At 74.8% G+C, this 14,185-nt stretch carries 14 protein-coding genes and 1 tRNA gene; 8 read left to right on the top strand and 7 right to left on the bottom strand.

The annotated features are described in order from the left end of the window. Positions 1 to 29 precede the first annotated feature (29 nt). From CCE02nite_RS09590 to CCE02nite_RS09605, 4 genes are all read left to right on the top strand, one after another. Positions 30 to 1,253, top strand: a complete 1,224-nt coding sequence (locus tag CCE02nite_RS09590) for a dihydrodipicolinate synthase family protein (RefSeq protein WP_218027080.1) — start codon at positions 30 to 32, stop codon at positions 1,251 to 1,253. Further along, positions 1,250 to 2,155: a sugar phosphate isomerase/epimerase family protein gene (locus CCE02nite_RS09595; RefSeq protein ID WP_141389426.1), complete on the top strand. Its 906-nt coding sequence runs from the start codon at positions 1,250 to 1,252 to the stop codon at positions 2,153 to 2,155. The genes CCE02nite_RS09590 and CCE02nite_RS09595 overlap by 4 nt, the downstream gene beginning before the upstream one ends. 163 nt (positions 2,156 to 2,318) lie before the next feature. Further along, complete coding sequence (locus CCE02nite_RS09600) at positions 2,319 to 4,583, top strand: heavy metal translocating P-type ATPase (RefSeq protein ID WP_141389427.1); 2,265 nt, start codon at positions 2,319 to 2,321, stop codon at positions 4,581 to 4,583. Positions 4,584 to 4,700: 117 nt separating this feature from the next. Beyond that, on the top strand, positions 4,701 to 5,306 hold the full coding sequence (locus tag CCE02nite_RS09605; RefSeq protein WP_141389428.1) for an alpha/beta hydrolase family protein: 606 nt from the start codon (positions 4,701 to 4,703) through the stop codon (positions 5,304 to 5,306). A gap of 7 nt (positions 5,307 to 5,313) precedes the next feature. On the opposite strand, the gene CCE02nite_RS09610 is transcribed toward CCE02nite_RS09605, so the two are convergent. Further along, positions 5,314 to 5,856, bottom strand: coding sequence for a 23S rRNA (adenine(2058)-N(6))-methyltransferase Erm(C) (locus tag CCE02nite_RS09610; protein WP_141389429.1), 543 nt, complete (start codon positions 5,854 to 5,856; stop codon positions 5,314 to 5,316). A gap of 178 nt (positions 5,857 to 6,034) precedes the next feature. On the opposite strand from CCE02nite_RS09610, the gene CCE02nite_RS09615 reads away from it, so the two are divergent. Beyond that, positions 6,035 to 6,784, top strand: a complete 750-nt coding sequence (locus tag CCE02nite_RS09615; protein ID WP_170227270.1) for a hypothetical protein — start codon at positions 6,035 to 6,037, stop codon at positions 6,782 to 6,784. 4 nt (positions 6,785 to 6,788) lie between these two features. On the opposite strand, the gene CCE02nite_RS09620 is transcribed toward CCE02nite_RS09615, so the two are convergent. The 5 genes from CCE02nite_RS09620 to CCE02nite_RS09640 form a co-directional block, all read right to left on the bottom strand. Next, on the bottom strand, positions 6,789 to 6,980 hold the full coding sequence (locus CCE02nite_RS09620) for a hypothetical protein (RefSeq protein WP_141389431.1): 192 nt from the start codon (positions 6,978 to 6,980) through the stop codon (positions 6,789 to 6,791). Next, on the bottom strand, positions 6,977 to 7,828 hold the full coding sequence (locus CCE02nite_RS21175; protein WP_308463691.1) for a Fic family protein: 852 nt from the start codon (positions 7,826 to 7,828) through the stop codon (positions 6,977 to 6,979). Before CCE02nite_RS21175 ends, CCE02nite_RS09620 begins: the two co-directional genes overlap by 4 nt. A gap of 74 nt (positions 7,829 to 7,902) precedes the next feature. Continuing rightward, positions 7,903 to 7,975, bottom strand: a tRNA-Thr gene (locus CCE02nite_RS09630). Positions 7,976 to 8,087: 112 nt separating this feature from the next. Continuing rightward, positions 8,088 to 9,635, bottom strand: coding sequence for an alpha/beta hydrolase (locus tag CCE02nite_RS09635; protein WP_141389432.1), 1,548 nt, complete (start codon positions 9,633 to 9,635; stop codon positions 8,088 to 8,090). A gap of 90 nt (positions 9,636 to 9,725) precedes the next feature. Continuing rightward, positions 9,726 to 10,355, bottom strand: coding sequence for a hypothetical protein (locus tag CCE02nite_RS09640; protein ID WP_170227271.1), 630 nt, complete (start codon positions 10,353 to 10,355; stop codon positions 9,726 to 9,728). Between the two features lie 90 nt (positions 10,356 to 10,445). On the opposite strand from CCE02nite_RS09640, the gene CCE02nite_RS09645 reads away from it, so the two are divergent. From CCE02nite_RS09645 to CCE02nite_RS09655, 3 genes are all read left to right on the top strand, one after another. Then, positions 10,446 to 11,690 carry a low temperature requirement protein A gene (locus tag CCE02nite_RS09645; RefSeq protein ID WP_141389434.1) on the top strand — a complete coding sequence of 415 codons (1,245 nt, stop codon included), beginning with the start codon at positions 10,446 to 10,448 and terminating at the stop codon, positions 11,688 to 11,690. 150 nt (positions 11,691 to 11,840) lie between these two features. Further along, complete coding sequence (locus tag CCE02nite_RS09650; protein ID WP_141389435.1) at positions 11,841 to 12,215, top strand: SHOCT domain-containing protein; 375 nt, start codon at positions 11,841 to 11,843, stop codon at positions 12,213 to 12,215. A gap of 37 nt (positions 12,216 to 12,252) precedes the next feature. Next, positions 12,253 to 13,242: a TIGR03557 family F420-dependent LLM class oxidoreductase gene (locus CCE02nite_RS09655; RefSeq protein WP_141389436.1), complete on the top strand. Its 990-nt coding sequence runs from the start codon at positions 12,253 to 12,255 to the stop codon at positions 13,240 to 13,242. Positions 13,243 to 13,249: 7 nt separating this feature from the next. On the opposite strand, the gene CCE02nite_RS09660 is transcribed toward CCE02nite_RS09655, so the two are convergent. Next, positions 13,250 to 14,146 (bottom strand): NAD-dependent epimerase/dehydratase family protein, encoded by an 897-nt coding sequence (locus CCE02nite_RS09660; RefSeq protein WP_141389437.1) that lies wholly within the window; start codon positions 14,144 to 14,146, stop codon positions 13,250 to 13,252. Positions 14,147 to 14,185 lie beyond the last annotated feature (39 nt).

A 14,185-nucleotide genomic window follows, 5' to 3' on the forward strand; every position in this document is an offset into this window, starting at 1 on the left:
ACCGGGACGGCAGCGGCGCCGTCGTGCGCCTGCCCCGCTTCGCCGACGACGGCCGCGTCGCCGGGACCGAGGTGCGCGAGCTGCTCGTGCCCGGCCCCTGGACGACGCCGTCCGCGCCCTTCACGTCGCGCGTCGCCTTCGCGGCCGCGCACGTCGTGCCGCACGTGGGCGCGGAGAACGTGCCCGGCGCGCCCGCCGTCGTCGACTGGGACACGACGCTCGCCTACCGGCACCGGCTCTGGGAGCACGGGCTCGGCGTCGCCGACGCGATGGACACCGCGCAGCGCGGCATGGGTCTCGACTGGGCCGCGACCCAGGAGCTCGTGCGCCGCTCGGCGGCCGAGGCGCGGACCGTCGGCGGTCGCGTGGCGTGCGGCGCGGGCACGGACCAGCTCGACCCGGCGGTCGTCGCGGGCTGGGAGCCGGGCGACCCCGCCGCGCTCGCCGCCGTCACCGACGCCTACCGCGAGCAGGTACGTGTGGTCCAGGACGCGGGCGCCCAGGTGATCGTCATGGCGTCGCGCGCGCTCGCCCAGGTCGCCCGCTCCCCCGAGGAGTACGCGCGGGTCTACGACGCCGTGCTCGCCGAGGCCGAGGCGCCGGTGATCCTGCACTGGCTCGGCACGATGTTCGACCCCGCGCTCGCCGGGTACTGGGGCACGGGCGACGACGTCGCCGCGGCCACCGACGTGTTCGTCGATCTGGTCCGCGCCCACCAGGGCCGCGTCGACGGCGTGAAGGTGTCGCTGCTCGACGCCGCGCACGAGAAGGACCTGCGCGCCCGCCTGGCCGCGCTCGACCCGGGCGCCGGCCCCGGCGCGCCGGGTCCCGTCCGCCTCTACACGGGCGACGACTTCAACTACCCGGAGCTCGTGGTCGGCGACGGCCGGGCGCACTCGGACGCGCTGCTCGGCATCTTCGCGGCGATCTACCCCGCCGCGTCGACCGCGCTCGGCGCGCTCGACGCCGGCCACCCCGACCGCGCGCACGCGATCCTCACGTCGACCGAGGCCCTGGGGCGCCACGTGTTCGCCGCGCCGACGTACTACTACAAGACGGGGATCGCGTTCCTGTCGTGGCTCAACGGCACCCAGCCCGCATTCCAGATGGTCGGCGGGCTCCAGTCCGGACGGTCGGTCGCGCACCTCGTCGCGCTCGTCCGGCTCGCCGACCGGGCCGGGCTCCTGCTCGACCCGGACCTCGCGGCGCGGCGCACGCGCGCGTTCCTCGAGGCGAACGGGGCGGCGTCGTGACCGCCGCGGACGCACCTGATCTCTCACGCTGCTCGCTCAACACCGCGACGGTCAAGCGCGCCACGCTCGAGGAGGCGGTCGCCCTCGCCGCCGAGGCGGGCTACGGCGCCGTCGGGCTGTGGCGCGACCGCGTGCAGGAGATCGGCGCCGTGCGGGCCGCGAAGGTCGTCGCCGACGCCGGGCTGCGCGTCTCGTCGCTGTGCCGGGGCGGGTTCCTCACCGCGACCGGCGCGGACGACGTCGCCGCGGCGCTCGACGACAACCGGCGCGCGATCGAGGAGGCGGCGACGGTCGGGACGCGCGAGCTCGTGCTCGTCGTCGGCGGGCTCCCCGCGAGCAGCGCACCCGGGCAGGGGCCGCGGCCTGACGCCGACCCGGCCGACCGCGACGTCGCCGCCGCGCGCGGGCGCGTGGCCGACCGGCTCGCCGACCTCGCGCCGTTCGCCGCGGACCACGGCGTGCGGCTCGTGCTCGAGGCGCTGCACCCGATCTTCGCGGCGGACCGCGCGGTGCTCTCGACGCTCGGCCAGGCGCTCGACCTCGCCGCGCCGTTCGACCCGGCGGTCGTGGGCGTGGTCGTGGACACGTACCACGTGTGGTGGGACCCCGACCTGCGGTCGAGCGTCGCGCGCGCCGGCGCCGAGGGACGGGTCGCGGGCTACCAGGTGTGCGACTGGATCCTGCCGCTCGCCGCCGACCCCCTGCTCTCGCGCGGCTACGTGGGCGACGGGTACGTCGACTTCGCGACCATCACCCGGTGGGTCACCGAGGCCGGGTACACGGGCGACGTCGAGACCGAGATCTTCCACCAGGAGATCTGGGACGACGACCCGCGCCGTGTCGTCGCGACCGTCGCCGACCGCTTCGCCCGCCACGTGCTTCCCCACCTGACCACCGCCTGACCCGGCGGACCGGGCCACGACCCGCCCCCCGGACACAGCCCGTGCGCGGCTCGGCACCCTCCCGCCGAGCCGCGCACGGGCTGTCGTGCGTCGGGCGTCGGCATGTCCCCAGGGGTTGACGCGACGCACACGTCGAGGCATCATCGGGAGCGACGGATACCCCATGGGGGTATCGAGAGGAGGAACGGTGGACCACCGCAGGGAGCACGGCCACGGCACGGACGACACGCGCCACGCGTCGCACCCGCACGACGCCGACCAGCACGAGGGCCACGAGCGCGGCGAGGCCCGGTCGGTCACGACGGAGGACCACGCGCACGACCACCACGCCGGTCACGACGTGTCGGGCCACGGCGGCCACGACATGTCGGGCCACGGCGGGCACGGCGACCACGTCGGGCAGTTCCGCCGCCTGTTCTGGGTCATGCTCGTGCTGGCCGTGCCGACCGTCGCGCTGAGCCCGATGTTCGCGATGCTCCTCGGCTACGACCTGCCCGACACCGCGTGGCTGCCCTGGGTCTCCCCCGTGCTCGGCACGGTGATCTTCTTCTGGGGTGGACGACCGTTCCTCGCGGGTGCGGTGAGCGAGCTCCGCGGGCGCAAGCCCGGGATGATGACCCTCATCTCGCTCGCGATCACGGTCGCCTTCGTGTCCTCCCTCGGGTCGAGCCTCGGGCTGCTCGCGCACGAGCTCGACGTGTGGTGGGAGCTCGCACTCCTCGTCGTCATCATGCTGCTGGGCCACTGGCTCGAGATGCGCTCGCTCGCCCAGACGGCGTCGGCGCTCGACTCTCTCGCCGCGCTCCTGCCGGACGAGGCCGAGCGTGTCTCGGAGGACGGGACCGTGACCACCGTCGCGCCGACGGACCTGGGCGTCGGCGACCTCGTCGTCGTCCGCCCGGGCGGGCGCGTGCCCGCGGACGGCGAGGTCGCGTCCGGGTCCGCGGACGTCGACGAGTCGATGATCACCGGGGAGTCGCGCCCCGTGCGGCGCACCGTCGGCGACGCCGTCGTCGCCGGGACCGTCGCGACGGACGACGCGCTGCGCGTACGGATCACGGCCGTCGGCGAGGACACCGCGCTCGCGGGCATCCAGCGGCTCGTCGCCGACGCCCAGGCGTCCTCGACCAGGACGCAGCGCCTCGCCGACCGCGCCGCCGGCTGGCTGTTCTGGTACGCGCTCGGCGCGGCCGCACTGACGATCGCCCTGTGGCTCGTTCTCGGCACGCCCGAGCAGGCGCTGATCCGCGCGATCACCGTGCTCGTCATCGCGTGCCCCCACGCCCTGGGCCTCGCGATCCCGCTCGTCGTCTCGCTCTCGACCGAGCGGGCCGCGAAGGCCGGCGTCCTGGTGAAGGACCGCCTCGCGCTGGAGCGCATGCGCACGGTGGACACCGTCCTGTTCGACAAGACCGGGACCCTCACCGCGGGCGAGCCCGTCGTCGCGCACCTCGCCACCGCGGGCGGCACGACCGAGGGCGAGCTCCTCGCGCTCGCCGCCGCGGCCGAGGCCGACAGCCAGCACCCGCTCGCGCGGGCGATCGTCGACCGGGCGTCCGAGCAGCACGTCGAGGTCCCGCAGGCGACCGACTTCCGCTCGCTCACCGCGGTCGGCGTCGAGGCGACGGTACCCACGCCGCACGGCGCGCGACGCGTCGCGGTCGGCGGTCCCGCGCTCCTGCGCGAGCGCCGCCTCGACCCGCTGCCCGACGCCGAGGCCTGGGCGCACGACGGCGCGACCGTCCTGCACGTGGTGGTCTCGCCCGCCGCGGCCGGTGCGGACGCCGTCGCCCACCCGGGCCACGAGCACGCGCACGCGACGGGCGAGGTCGTGGGCGCGTTCGCCCTCGCCGACGCGATCCGCCCCGAGTCGCGCGAGGCCGTCGACGCGCTGCACCGGCGCGGCATCAAGGTCGTCATGATCACGGGCGACGCCGAGCCCGTCGCCCGCACGGTCGGGCGCGAGCTGGGCATCGACCAGGTCTTCGCCGGCGTGCGCCCCGAGGACAAGGACGCGAAGGTCGCCGAGCTCCAGCACGACGGCCGCGTCGTCGCGATGGTCGGCGACGGCGTCAACGACGCCCCCGCGCTCGCGCAGGCGGACGTCGGCATCGCGATCGGCGCCGGCACTGACGTCGCCATCGCGTCGGCCGGGGTGATCCTCGCGAGCTCCGACCCTCGCGCCGTGCTGTCGATCATCGAGCTGTCGCACGCGTCGTACCGCAAGATGCAGCAGAACCTGTGGTGGGCCGCGGGCTACAACATCGCGGCGGTGCCGCTCGCTGCGGGCGTGCTCGCCCCGGTCGGGTTCGTCATGCCGATGGCGGTGGGCGCGATCCTCATGTCCGCCTCGACGGTCATCGTGGCGCTCAACGCGCAGCTCCTGCGCCGCATCGACCTCGACCCGGCGCGGCTCGCCTCCCGGTGACCTCCCCGCCCCCACCCACCCCGCCGAACACGACATGAGGGACGGAAAGGGCCGTTTGACGACCCTCATGTCGTGGTCGACCAGGAGGAACGTCGTGCTCGCTGCGAGACTGGGCGGGTGACCACGCCGACCCCCGACCGGCTCGTCGCCGGCGTCCTGCTCACGCCTGGCGCCGGCGCGAGCCGCGACCACCGCGCGCTCGTCGCGATCGACGACGCGCTCGCCGCGCTCGACCCGCCCGTCCCCGTGCGCCGCGTCGACTTCCCGTACCGGACCGCGGGCAAGCGGATGCCCGACCGTCCGCCCGTCGCGATCGCCCACGTGCGCGCCGAGGCGGAGGCGTTCGCCGCCGAGCTCGGCACGACGACGGACCACCTCGTGCTCGGCGGCCGCTCGTACGGTGGGCGCATGTGCTCGATGGCCGTCGCCGAGGGCCTGCCCGCGGCCGGGCTCGCGCTCGTCAGCTACCCGCTCCACCCGCCGGGCAAGCCCGAGCGCCTGCGCACCGAGCACTTCCCCGACCTCCGCGTGCCCGTGCTCCTCGTGTCGGGGCGCACCGACCCGTTCGCGACGCCCGACGAGCTCACCGAGCACACCGCCGCGATCCCCGGCCCGGTCACGCGCGTCGAGCTGCCGGGCGCCCACGACCTCAAGGGCCAGGACGCCGCGGTGTGCGAGGCGATCGTCACGTGGCTCGGGACGCTCGGCCGACCGAGCCCGTAAGCGCGCCTCAACGCCGCCCCCGCCGGACGCGGAGCACGGCCGCGTCGACGCGCGGCGGCGGCCGGAACGCCGAGCGCGGCACGGGCCGCCCGACCTCGACCGCCCAGCCTCGCGCCGCGCGCCCCGCCGTGCCCTCGCCCGCGGCGATGCGCCGCGCAGCCTGCCGCTGCACGACGACGTCCGCCGCCACCAGCGCGGTTCCCCGCGCGAGCACGCGGGCGAGCAGGGGCGACGTCAGCCCGAACGGCGGGTTCGCGACGACGCGGAACGGACGTCGGGGCAGGCGCAGGTCGGCGAGGTCGACCTCCAGGACCGTCACGTCCGCACCGGCGAAGCGCTCGCGCAGAGCCCGGGCGCGGCGCGGGTGCAGCTCGACGGCGAGGACCCGCGCGCCCGCGGCCACGAGGTGCCGCGTGAGCGCCCCGTACCCCGCCCCGAGGTCGAGGACGAGCTGGCCGGGACGTACCCCGGCGTCCTCGACCACGCGCGCGGCGTGCTCAGCGGTGAGCGGGTGCCATCCCCACTCGCGTCGCGAGGCCGGCCCGGCCACGACGCACCATCGTCACGAGGAACATGGGGCCACGCTAGGACGACGCGCGCGTCGTCGTCGAGCGATTTGTCCGGGCTCGTGACAGTGCCCTCCGACCGCACCCCCCGGCGTTCCGACGGCGAGCCAGGACTGCGTACGATGTGCCGCGGACCACGCCCGAGCCGACCCGGAGGTGATGATGCGCGCCGCTGGCCGACTGCTCGCCCTCACGACCCTGGGAGTCGTCACGGCGGCGCTCGCCGCGTCGCCGGCGGTGGCCGACGACCGCGACGGCGGCGGCGGACTCACCGTCACCGTCGACACCGTGTCGTTCGACGCGAGCCGGCTGCGCGATGCCTCGGGGTGGCTCGGCTACGTCGTCACGGCGCCCGACGGGTCGCACGCGCGCAACCTCGGCGACCGGTACTCCCGGGAGGACGCGGCCGACGGGGTCCTGGAGCTCGACGTCCCGGAGCGCGGGCCGTACGGCGACGGGTACTGCGTCAGCTGGGTCCTCGTGACGGGCATCGACCGGCAGTTCGCCGGGTGGAACGGCGACGCCGCCGTCTGCACCACGGCCGCCACGCCCGCACCCACGACGCCGCCCCCCGCTCCCGCGACGGAGGCTCCCGTCGAGGCGCCGGCGGTCGAGACGCCGGCCCCGGTCGTCGAGGCACCTGTCGAGACGGCGGAGGCGCCCGAACCGGAGGTCACCGAGGAGCCGACGGCGGAGCCGACGACCGAGGCCCCCGTCGAGCCCACCCCCACCGAGACGCCCACCACGCCCCGTCCGGAGCCGTCGCGCACGCCTCTCACGTCCGCCGCGGAGCGCATGGCGCCTCCCCCGCCCGCGGACGAGGCGTTCCCGACGCTCGCCGTCGTCGGCGTCGGTGGGCTCGTCGCCGCCGCCGCGGGTGGCGCGATCCTGCTCCTGCGCCGCGTCGGCTGAGCGCTCAGCGCGTACGCGGCGCGGCTCCCTCGGCCGCGCGGCGCTGCCACCGCACCAGCTCGTCGACGTCCCCCGCGGTGTAGTCCGGGTCCGACGGGTCGTGCGCCGCGACGGCAGGGCGCGGGACGCGTGCGGCGTGCGCGGTCAGGGGACGGACGGCGCGCGGGGCCGGCGTGGCGGTCTCGCGAAGCGTCATCGGGCTCTCGACCATCGTGGGCCTCGTCTCCTCGGGTGGCATCGGCACGAGCCAAGCCCGGTAACGCGTCCGGCCGGTGACGACAGGCCGTCCAGCGGGCGAACAGTCGGCGGAGGCCCGGCGACGTCCGGGCTAGGCACGCGACGTGGCAGGGAGCCGGTGGGCTCCCGCTGCCGGTACGCGCCAGGGCCACGCCGCTCACTGCTGCCGGCCGGTGTCTCTGAGCGGTGCGGCGCTCCCGTAGGAGGTGCGGCGCTTGCCCGCGCGCTCTGCGAAGTCGTCGAGGGCAGCGAGTATCTCCACCGCCGACCAGGTAAGTCCGTGGCGATGGACGCGGGTCTCGTTGACGATCCCGGCCTGGCCCGGATCGAGCGCACCTGCTCCACCAGCTGACGCCCGTTCTTCACCGCGCGGGCGCTGGCCTGGACGAACTGGTGGACGATCGCCGCGGGGTGACCTGCGCGGTAGGGGGTCAGTGCAGCGTAGTAGCTGTCGACGTCGGCCAGGAGGCCTGCCGACAGCGGCAGGGTGGCGTTCCGGGTCAAGCCTGAGCTGTGCATCATCGCCTGCACCAGTGCGCGCCCGGTGCGACCGTTGCCGTCGGTGAAGGGGTGGATGGTCTCGAACTGGGCGTGCGCGATCGCTACGTGTGCCAACGGGACGACGTCGGCGCGGGCGACGAAGGCGACCAGGTCAGCGATGGCCCCCGGGACCCGCTCGTGGTGCGGGGGTACGAAGTCCGCTCCCGCGGGCGAGATGTCCGAGCCGCCGATCCACACCTGCTCGGTGCGCCAACGGCCGCTTGCTCCGGGTCGTCGTCCCGCAGGAGCGCGTGGTGCGATGAACACGCCGATCGTCGCCTCGGCATCCTGGCCCGGACATGACTGAGGCCCGGAATCGTTGAGATTCCGGGCCTCGTCGGAGCCGCCTAAGGGAATCGAACCCTTGACCTATTCATTACGAGTGAATCGCTCTGCCGACTGAGCTAAGGCGGCGTGCTACGTCCCGGTCCGCTCCGCGAACCGCTGGCAACGAGCGCCTACTGTACCCAACGACCGGGCCAGATTCCAAAGCGACCCCGCGGGCCGCCGTCGGGCGCCTCCCGGGTCAGCAGCGCAGCCCGTCCTCGGGCACCGTCCCGTCCACCAGGTAGGCGTCGACGGCGTCGCCCACGCACGCGTTGGAGCGGCCGTAGGCGGTGTGCCCCTCGCCCTCCCAGGTGAGGAGGACGGCCGAGTCGAGCGTGTCCGCGAGGCCCTCGGCCCAGACGTACGGGGTGGCGGGGTCGTTGGTCGTGCCGATGACGACGATCGGCGCGGCGCCCTCGGCGTGGAGGTCGAACTCCTGCTCCACCACGGGGTACGCCCAGCCGTCGCACGTGAGGCCGCCGAACGCGAAGAAGAAGCCCATCGTCGGCGCCGCCTCCTCGAGGCGCTCGAGCTGGGCCTGCATCGCGTCGGGGTCGTCGTCCTGGCGACCGTCGAGGCAGTTCACGGCGCGGAACGCCTCCGACGAGTTGGTCGAGTACGTCCCGTCGGGGTTGCGGTCGCTGTAGAAGTCGGCCAGGTAGAGCAGCAGGTTGCCCGTGCCCTCCTCGAACGCCTCCGTGAGCGCCTGCGTGAGCACCGGCCAGCTCTGGTCGTTGTAGAGCGTGACGGCGACGCCGTAGAAGCCGAGCGTCTGCGTGACGCGACGCTCGGAGTCGGTCGGCAGCGGGTTCGACTTCGCGGCGTCGAGGAGCGAGCGGATCTGCCGCATCCCCGCGTCGGCGTCCCCGCGCAGCGGGCACGCGCCCCCGGCCTGGCAGTCCTCGACGTAGGCGCGCAGGGCGTTCTCGAAGCCGACGGCCTGCTGCTCGGAGATCGTGTCCGGGTCGAGGGTCGTGTCGATCGCACCGTCGAGCACGAGTCGCCCGACCTTGTCCGGGAACATCCCCGCGTACGTGGCGCCGAGCTGCGTCCCGTAGGAGTACCCGAGGTAGGCGAGCTTCTCGTCGCCGAGCGCCGCCCGCAGCATGTCCATGTCGCGCGCGGCGCTCTGCGTGTCGACCTGGCCGAGCAGGTCACCCGTGTTCTCGGCGCACGCCTCGGCCCAGGCCCGCCGGTCCTCCGCGAGGGCCTCGAGGCCCGCCGTGTCGGTGTCGAAGTCGCGGGCCAGGGACTCGTCCTTCGCCGCGTCGTCGAGGCACACGACGGGCGACGACTGGTTGACGCCGCGCGGGTCGAACCCGACGAGGTCGTAGGCCGCGGTGACGCGCTCGCCGACCGTCGGGGCGAGGCTCGTCACGAAGTCGATCCCCGAGGCCCCGGGCCCGCCCGGGTTGGTGAGGAGCGAGCCGATGCGCTCCCCCGTCGCGGGCTGCCGCTTCACCGCGAGCTCGATCTCGCCCGCCGCCGGGTCCTGCCACGAGAGCGGGGCGCGCGCGGTCGCGCACTCCCAGCCCGCGCCGCAGTCCTCCCAGGCGAGGCTCTGGCCGTAGAACTCCTCGAAGCCCTCGGGCCCGGTCTCGCCCGTGCCGGACGCGGAGGTGGCGACGTCGTCCACGGGGGTCTGCTGCTTGGGAGGCGCCGAGCACGCACCCAGGACGAGGGCCAGCACGAGGGTCGCGGCGGCAGCCACGGTGCGGCGAGCGGAGCGGGAGAGGGGCGTCGTCACCCGCACACGGTAGCCGCTCCGCGGGTGCGTGCAGGACGGTCCCGCCGGGGCGGGACCGTCCTTTCACTCGCTCTTCACGGCAGGCGCCGGCTACTCCTCGACCCAGGCGGACTCGCCGGTCGTGCCGTCCGCCGCGGGGGGCACGACGACGGTCCCGCGGTCGCCCAGGACGACGCTCACCTCGCCGCTCGCATCCACGTCGTCGGGCACCGCGACCACCGAGGTGGCCGGCACGTAGTCCATCGTGCACGGCGTGTCCGGGGCGATCTCGACGAACGTCACGACGACGTCGCTGCCCTGGACCGCGGCCTCGTCCTCCGCGAGCACGGGGCACGTGCTCGACCCGTAGGTCACGACGAACAGCAGCCCCGGCTCCGCGCTCCACGCGGCGCCGGTCCCACCCTCGGTCGGCGCGTCGACGCCGGGCGGAAGGCCCGTGCCGTGCGCACCCGCGACGACGTCCATCGTGCCGGCGTCGGGCAGGCCCTCCTCCTCGGACGCGTCGTCCGAGGGCTCCTCGGACGCGTCCTCGCTGGGCTCGGTGGACTCCTCGGACGCGGACGGGTCGTCCCCGCCGCCGTCGGTCTCGGAGGCGCACGCCCCCAGGAGACCGACCGCGAGGACGAGCGAGAGCGCGGACGCGGCACGAGCCGACCGGGAGACGGGGCGGCGGACGGGGACCATGAGGACTCCTCGGTCGACGACGGGTGGCGCGACCATCGTGGTCCCTGAGGTGCGGTCGTGCGCGGCGAACCGCGACGCGCCGGACGATCGTGACCCGACGGTGACCCGGGGTGGGAGCATCCCAGCATGGACGCTCCGCTCACGACGCCCGGCACCGGGCGGCCCTCGCTGCCCTGGGGCCTGCGTACCGACCTTCGGCGGCACGGCGACGGCGGCGACTCGAGCCGCGTCGGCTACGTCGAGCTCTTCTTCGACCTCGTGTTCGTCTTCGCCGTCACGCAGCTCTCCCACGGCCTGATCGCGCACCCCGGCGGCGAGGCGCTCGTGCACACGCTCGTGCTGGGCGTCGCGGTCTGGTGGGTGTGGGTCGACACGATGTGGGTGACGAACTGGCTCGACCCGGAACGGCTGCCGGTGCGTGCCCTGCTCGTGGTGCTCATGCTGCTGGGTCTCGTCCTCGCGAGCGCGATCCCCGAGGCGTTCGGCGACAAGGGCCTGTTGTTCGCCGTGATGCTCGCGACGATGCAGGTCGGGCGCAGCCTGTTCACGACGGTCGCGATGGGCCGCGTCTGGCCGGAGAACGCGGTGAACTTCGTCCGCATCACCACGTGGGTCGCCGTGTCCGGGGCCGTGTGGGTCGCGGGCGGCCTGGTCGAGGAGCACCGCCTGGCGCTGTGGGCGGTCGCCGCGGCGATCGACGTCGCGGGGCCTCGTGCGATGTTCTGGCTGCCCGGGCTCGGCGCGTCGCGCGCGAGCACGTGGGTCGTGCGCGGCGAGCACATGGCCGAGCGCGTGAGCCTGTTCGTCATCATCTGCCTCGGCGAGTCGATCATCGTCACGGGAGCCGCGTTCGCGGAGCTGCCCCTCGACGCGACGACCGTCTCGGCGTTCTGCTCCGCGTTCGCGAGCACCGTGCTCATGTGGCTGCTGTTCTTCGACCGCTCGGAGCGGCGCGCGACCGAGTACTTCACGTCGCGCGACGAGCGCGGCATGGTGGCGCAGACGGCGTACACCTACGTGCCGTTCGTCATCGTCGCGGGGATCGTGCTCACCGCCGTGGCGGACGAGCTGGTCCTGCTGCACCCGCTGGGCCACGACGGCGCGGGCCACGCGGACGCGTGGACGGCCGCGCTCGTGTGCGGGGCGGCGGCGACGTACCTGGTGGGCAACGCGCTCTTCCGCCGGGCGACGGGAGGGCGGTGGTCGGTCCCTCACCTGCTCGGCGCCCTGGCGGTCGGCGCGCTGTACGGGACGCACGCGTGGCTCACGCCCCTCGCGCTCAACTGGGTCACCGACGGCATCCTGCTCGCCGTCATCGTCGGCGACGTCGTCCGAGCACGGCGTCGAGGGGTGGCTCCGGCCCCGGGGTGATCCGCACCGAGAGGTGCGGTACGGCCTCTTCGTGCGCTTCACCCGGCTTTCGCCGGGCGCAAACCCCCCATCGTCGCTAGGTTCGCCCTGTTGGTGCGCGGCAGCCGGCCGTGCTCCGGGTACGGGGAACCGTCAAGAAAGGGCGCGACCGTGGACTTCTGGGACTTCTTCTGGCTCCTCGTCTGGAGCTTCTTCTTCATCGCCTACCTCATCGTGCTCTTCCAGATCATCGCGGACCTCTTCCGCGACCGTGAGCTCTCGGGCTGGTGGAAGGCCGTGTGGATCATCTTCCTCATCTTCCTGCCCATCCTGACGTCGCTCGTCTACCTCATCGCCCGCGGGCGCGGGATGGCAGAGCGGCAGGCGGCGGCGGTCGCCCAGGCGAAGCAGGACACCGACGCGTACATCCGCCAGGTCGCGACCACGTCGCCGGCCGAGCAGATCTCGCACGCCAAGTCGCTCCTCGACTCCGGGGCGATCACGCCCGAGGAGTTCGCACAGCTCAAGGCGAAGGCGCTCGCCTGACCGACCTCGCGTGACCGGCCCGTCCCACGATCGAGGGATGACCCGCTTCGGCTACACCCTCATGACCGAGCAGTCCGGCCCGCGCGCGCTCGTCGAGCACGCGGTCGACGCGGAGCGCGTCGGCTTCGAGTTCGAGGTGATGAGCGACCACTACTTCCCGTGGCTCGACGCCCAGGGCCACTCCCCCTACGCCTGGTCCGTGCTCGGCGCCGTCGCCCAGGCGACGGAGCGCGTCGGGCTCATGACGTACGTGACCTGCCCCCTGCTGCGCTACCACCCGGCCGTGGTCGCGCAGAAGGCCGCGACGGTCGCCCTCCTCTCCGACGACCGCTTCACCCTCGGCCTCGGCGCCGGCGAGAACCTCAACGAGCACGTCGCGGGCGAGCGGTGGCCCGCGGTCGGCGAGCGGCACGACATGCTCGAGGAGGCCGTGGAGATCATCCGGTCCCTGCTCGCCGGCGAGCGCCTCACGTTCGAGGGCGTGCACTACCGCGTCGACTCCGCCCGGCTCTGGGACCTCCCCGACGAGACCGTGGAGATCGGCGTCGCCGTCTCCGGCCCGCAGTCGGTCGAGCGGTTCGCCCCGCTGGCCGACCACCTCGTGACCACCGAGCCCGACGCCGACGTGGTCCAGCGGTGGTCCGCGGTCCGGGGCCGCGCGGACCTCGCGCCGTCGCGCGTCGTCGGGCAGATGCCGATCTGCTGGGACCCCGACGAGGACGTCGCGGTGGCCCGCGCGCACGAGCAGTTCCGCTGGTCCGTGGGCGGCTGGCGCGTGAACGCCGACCTGCCCACGACCGAGGCGTTCGAGGCCGCGAGCCAGTTCGTCCGGCCCGAGGACGTCGCGCGGTCGATCCCGTGCGGTCCGGACCTCGACGCGATCGTCGAGGCGGCGTCCGCATGGTGGGAGGCGGGGTTCACCGACCTCGCGCTCGTCCAGGTGGGCGAGGTCGGGCAGCGGGAGTTCCTCGCGGACGCCGCGGGGCCGCTGCTGGAGAAGCTGCGCGCGGCGGCCCCGGCGACGTGAGCGTCCGTCAGGACCGCGCCGCGGCCTCGGGCGCGTAGGAGCCGCTCTCCAGCTCCTCGACCAGCGACCCGCGGACCGGGGTCCAGCCGAGCGCGGCCGCCCGCACCGCGCGCGTCGCCTGGTCCAGCAGCAGCGCGTCCGCGAAGGGCGCACCGAACCGCTCGCGGGTCGCCTCCACCGACTGCGGCACGACGACGCCGTCCAGCCCCGCGGCCCGGCTCGCCGCCTCGGTGAGCGCCCGGACCGTGGGGTGCTCCGCCGTCGTGCCGAGCAGGTGGCCGCGGGCCCCCTGCTCCAGCGCGAGCGCGTAGAGCACCGCGAGGTCGTCGACGTGCACGACCGACCAGTGCTGCGCGCCGTCGCCCACGAGCGCGAGGCCTGGTCCGTCCGGTCCGTCCACGCGCGGCGCCCCCGAGACGAGCGCGGGGATGCCGCGCCCGTCCCCGTAGACGACGCCGGGCGCGACGACGGACGCGACGACGTCCTGGGCGAGCAGCAGCTCCTCCACGGCGACGCGCCACGCGACGATCGCGGGCGGGTCGGTCGGCGAGCTCTCCGTCGCCGCCCCGCGGCCCCACTTCCACACCCCGCTCGTGTGCACGAACGGCCTGGTCGTCCCTCCGAACGCGCGCGTGACCGCCTCGACGACCGCGCGGTCGAGGGCCTCGCTCGTCCCGTCGCCGGGCGCGGCGGCGTGGATCGCGCCCTCGGCCCGGTCGAGGACGGCGACGAGCGCGTCGGCGTCGTACGCGTCCACCTGGGCGGGGGTGGCCCCGGCCGCGGCGACGGACGCGGCGGACGCCTCGGACCGCACGAGCGCGGTCACCTCGTGCCCGCGGCCGTGCAGCTCGCGCAGCACGGCCGACCCGACCAACCCGGTTCCCCCGGTGAGCAGCACCCGCATGTCGTACCTCCCGTGTCGTGGCCGGTCGGCGACCGGTCC

This window comes from Cellulosimicrobium cellulans, from assembly GCF_006539945.1.
Taxonomy (GTDB): domain Bacteria; phylum Actinomycetota; class Actinomycetes; order Actinomycetales; family Cellulomonadaceae; genus Cellulosimicrobium; species Cellulosimicrobium cellulans.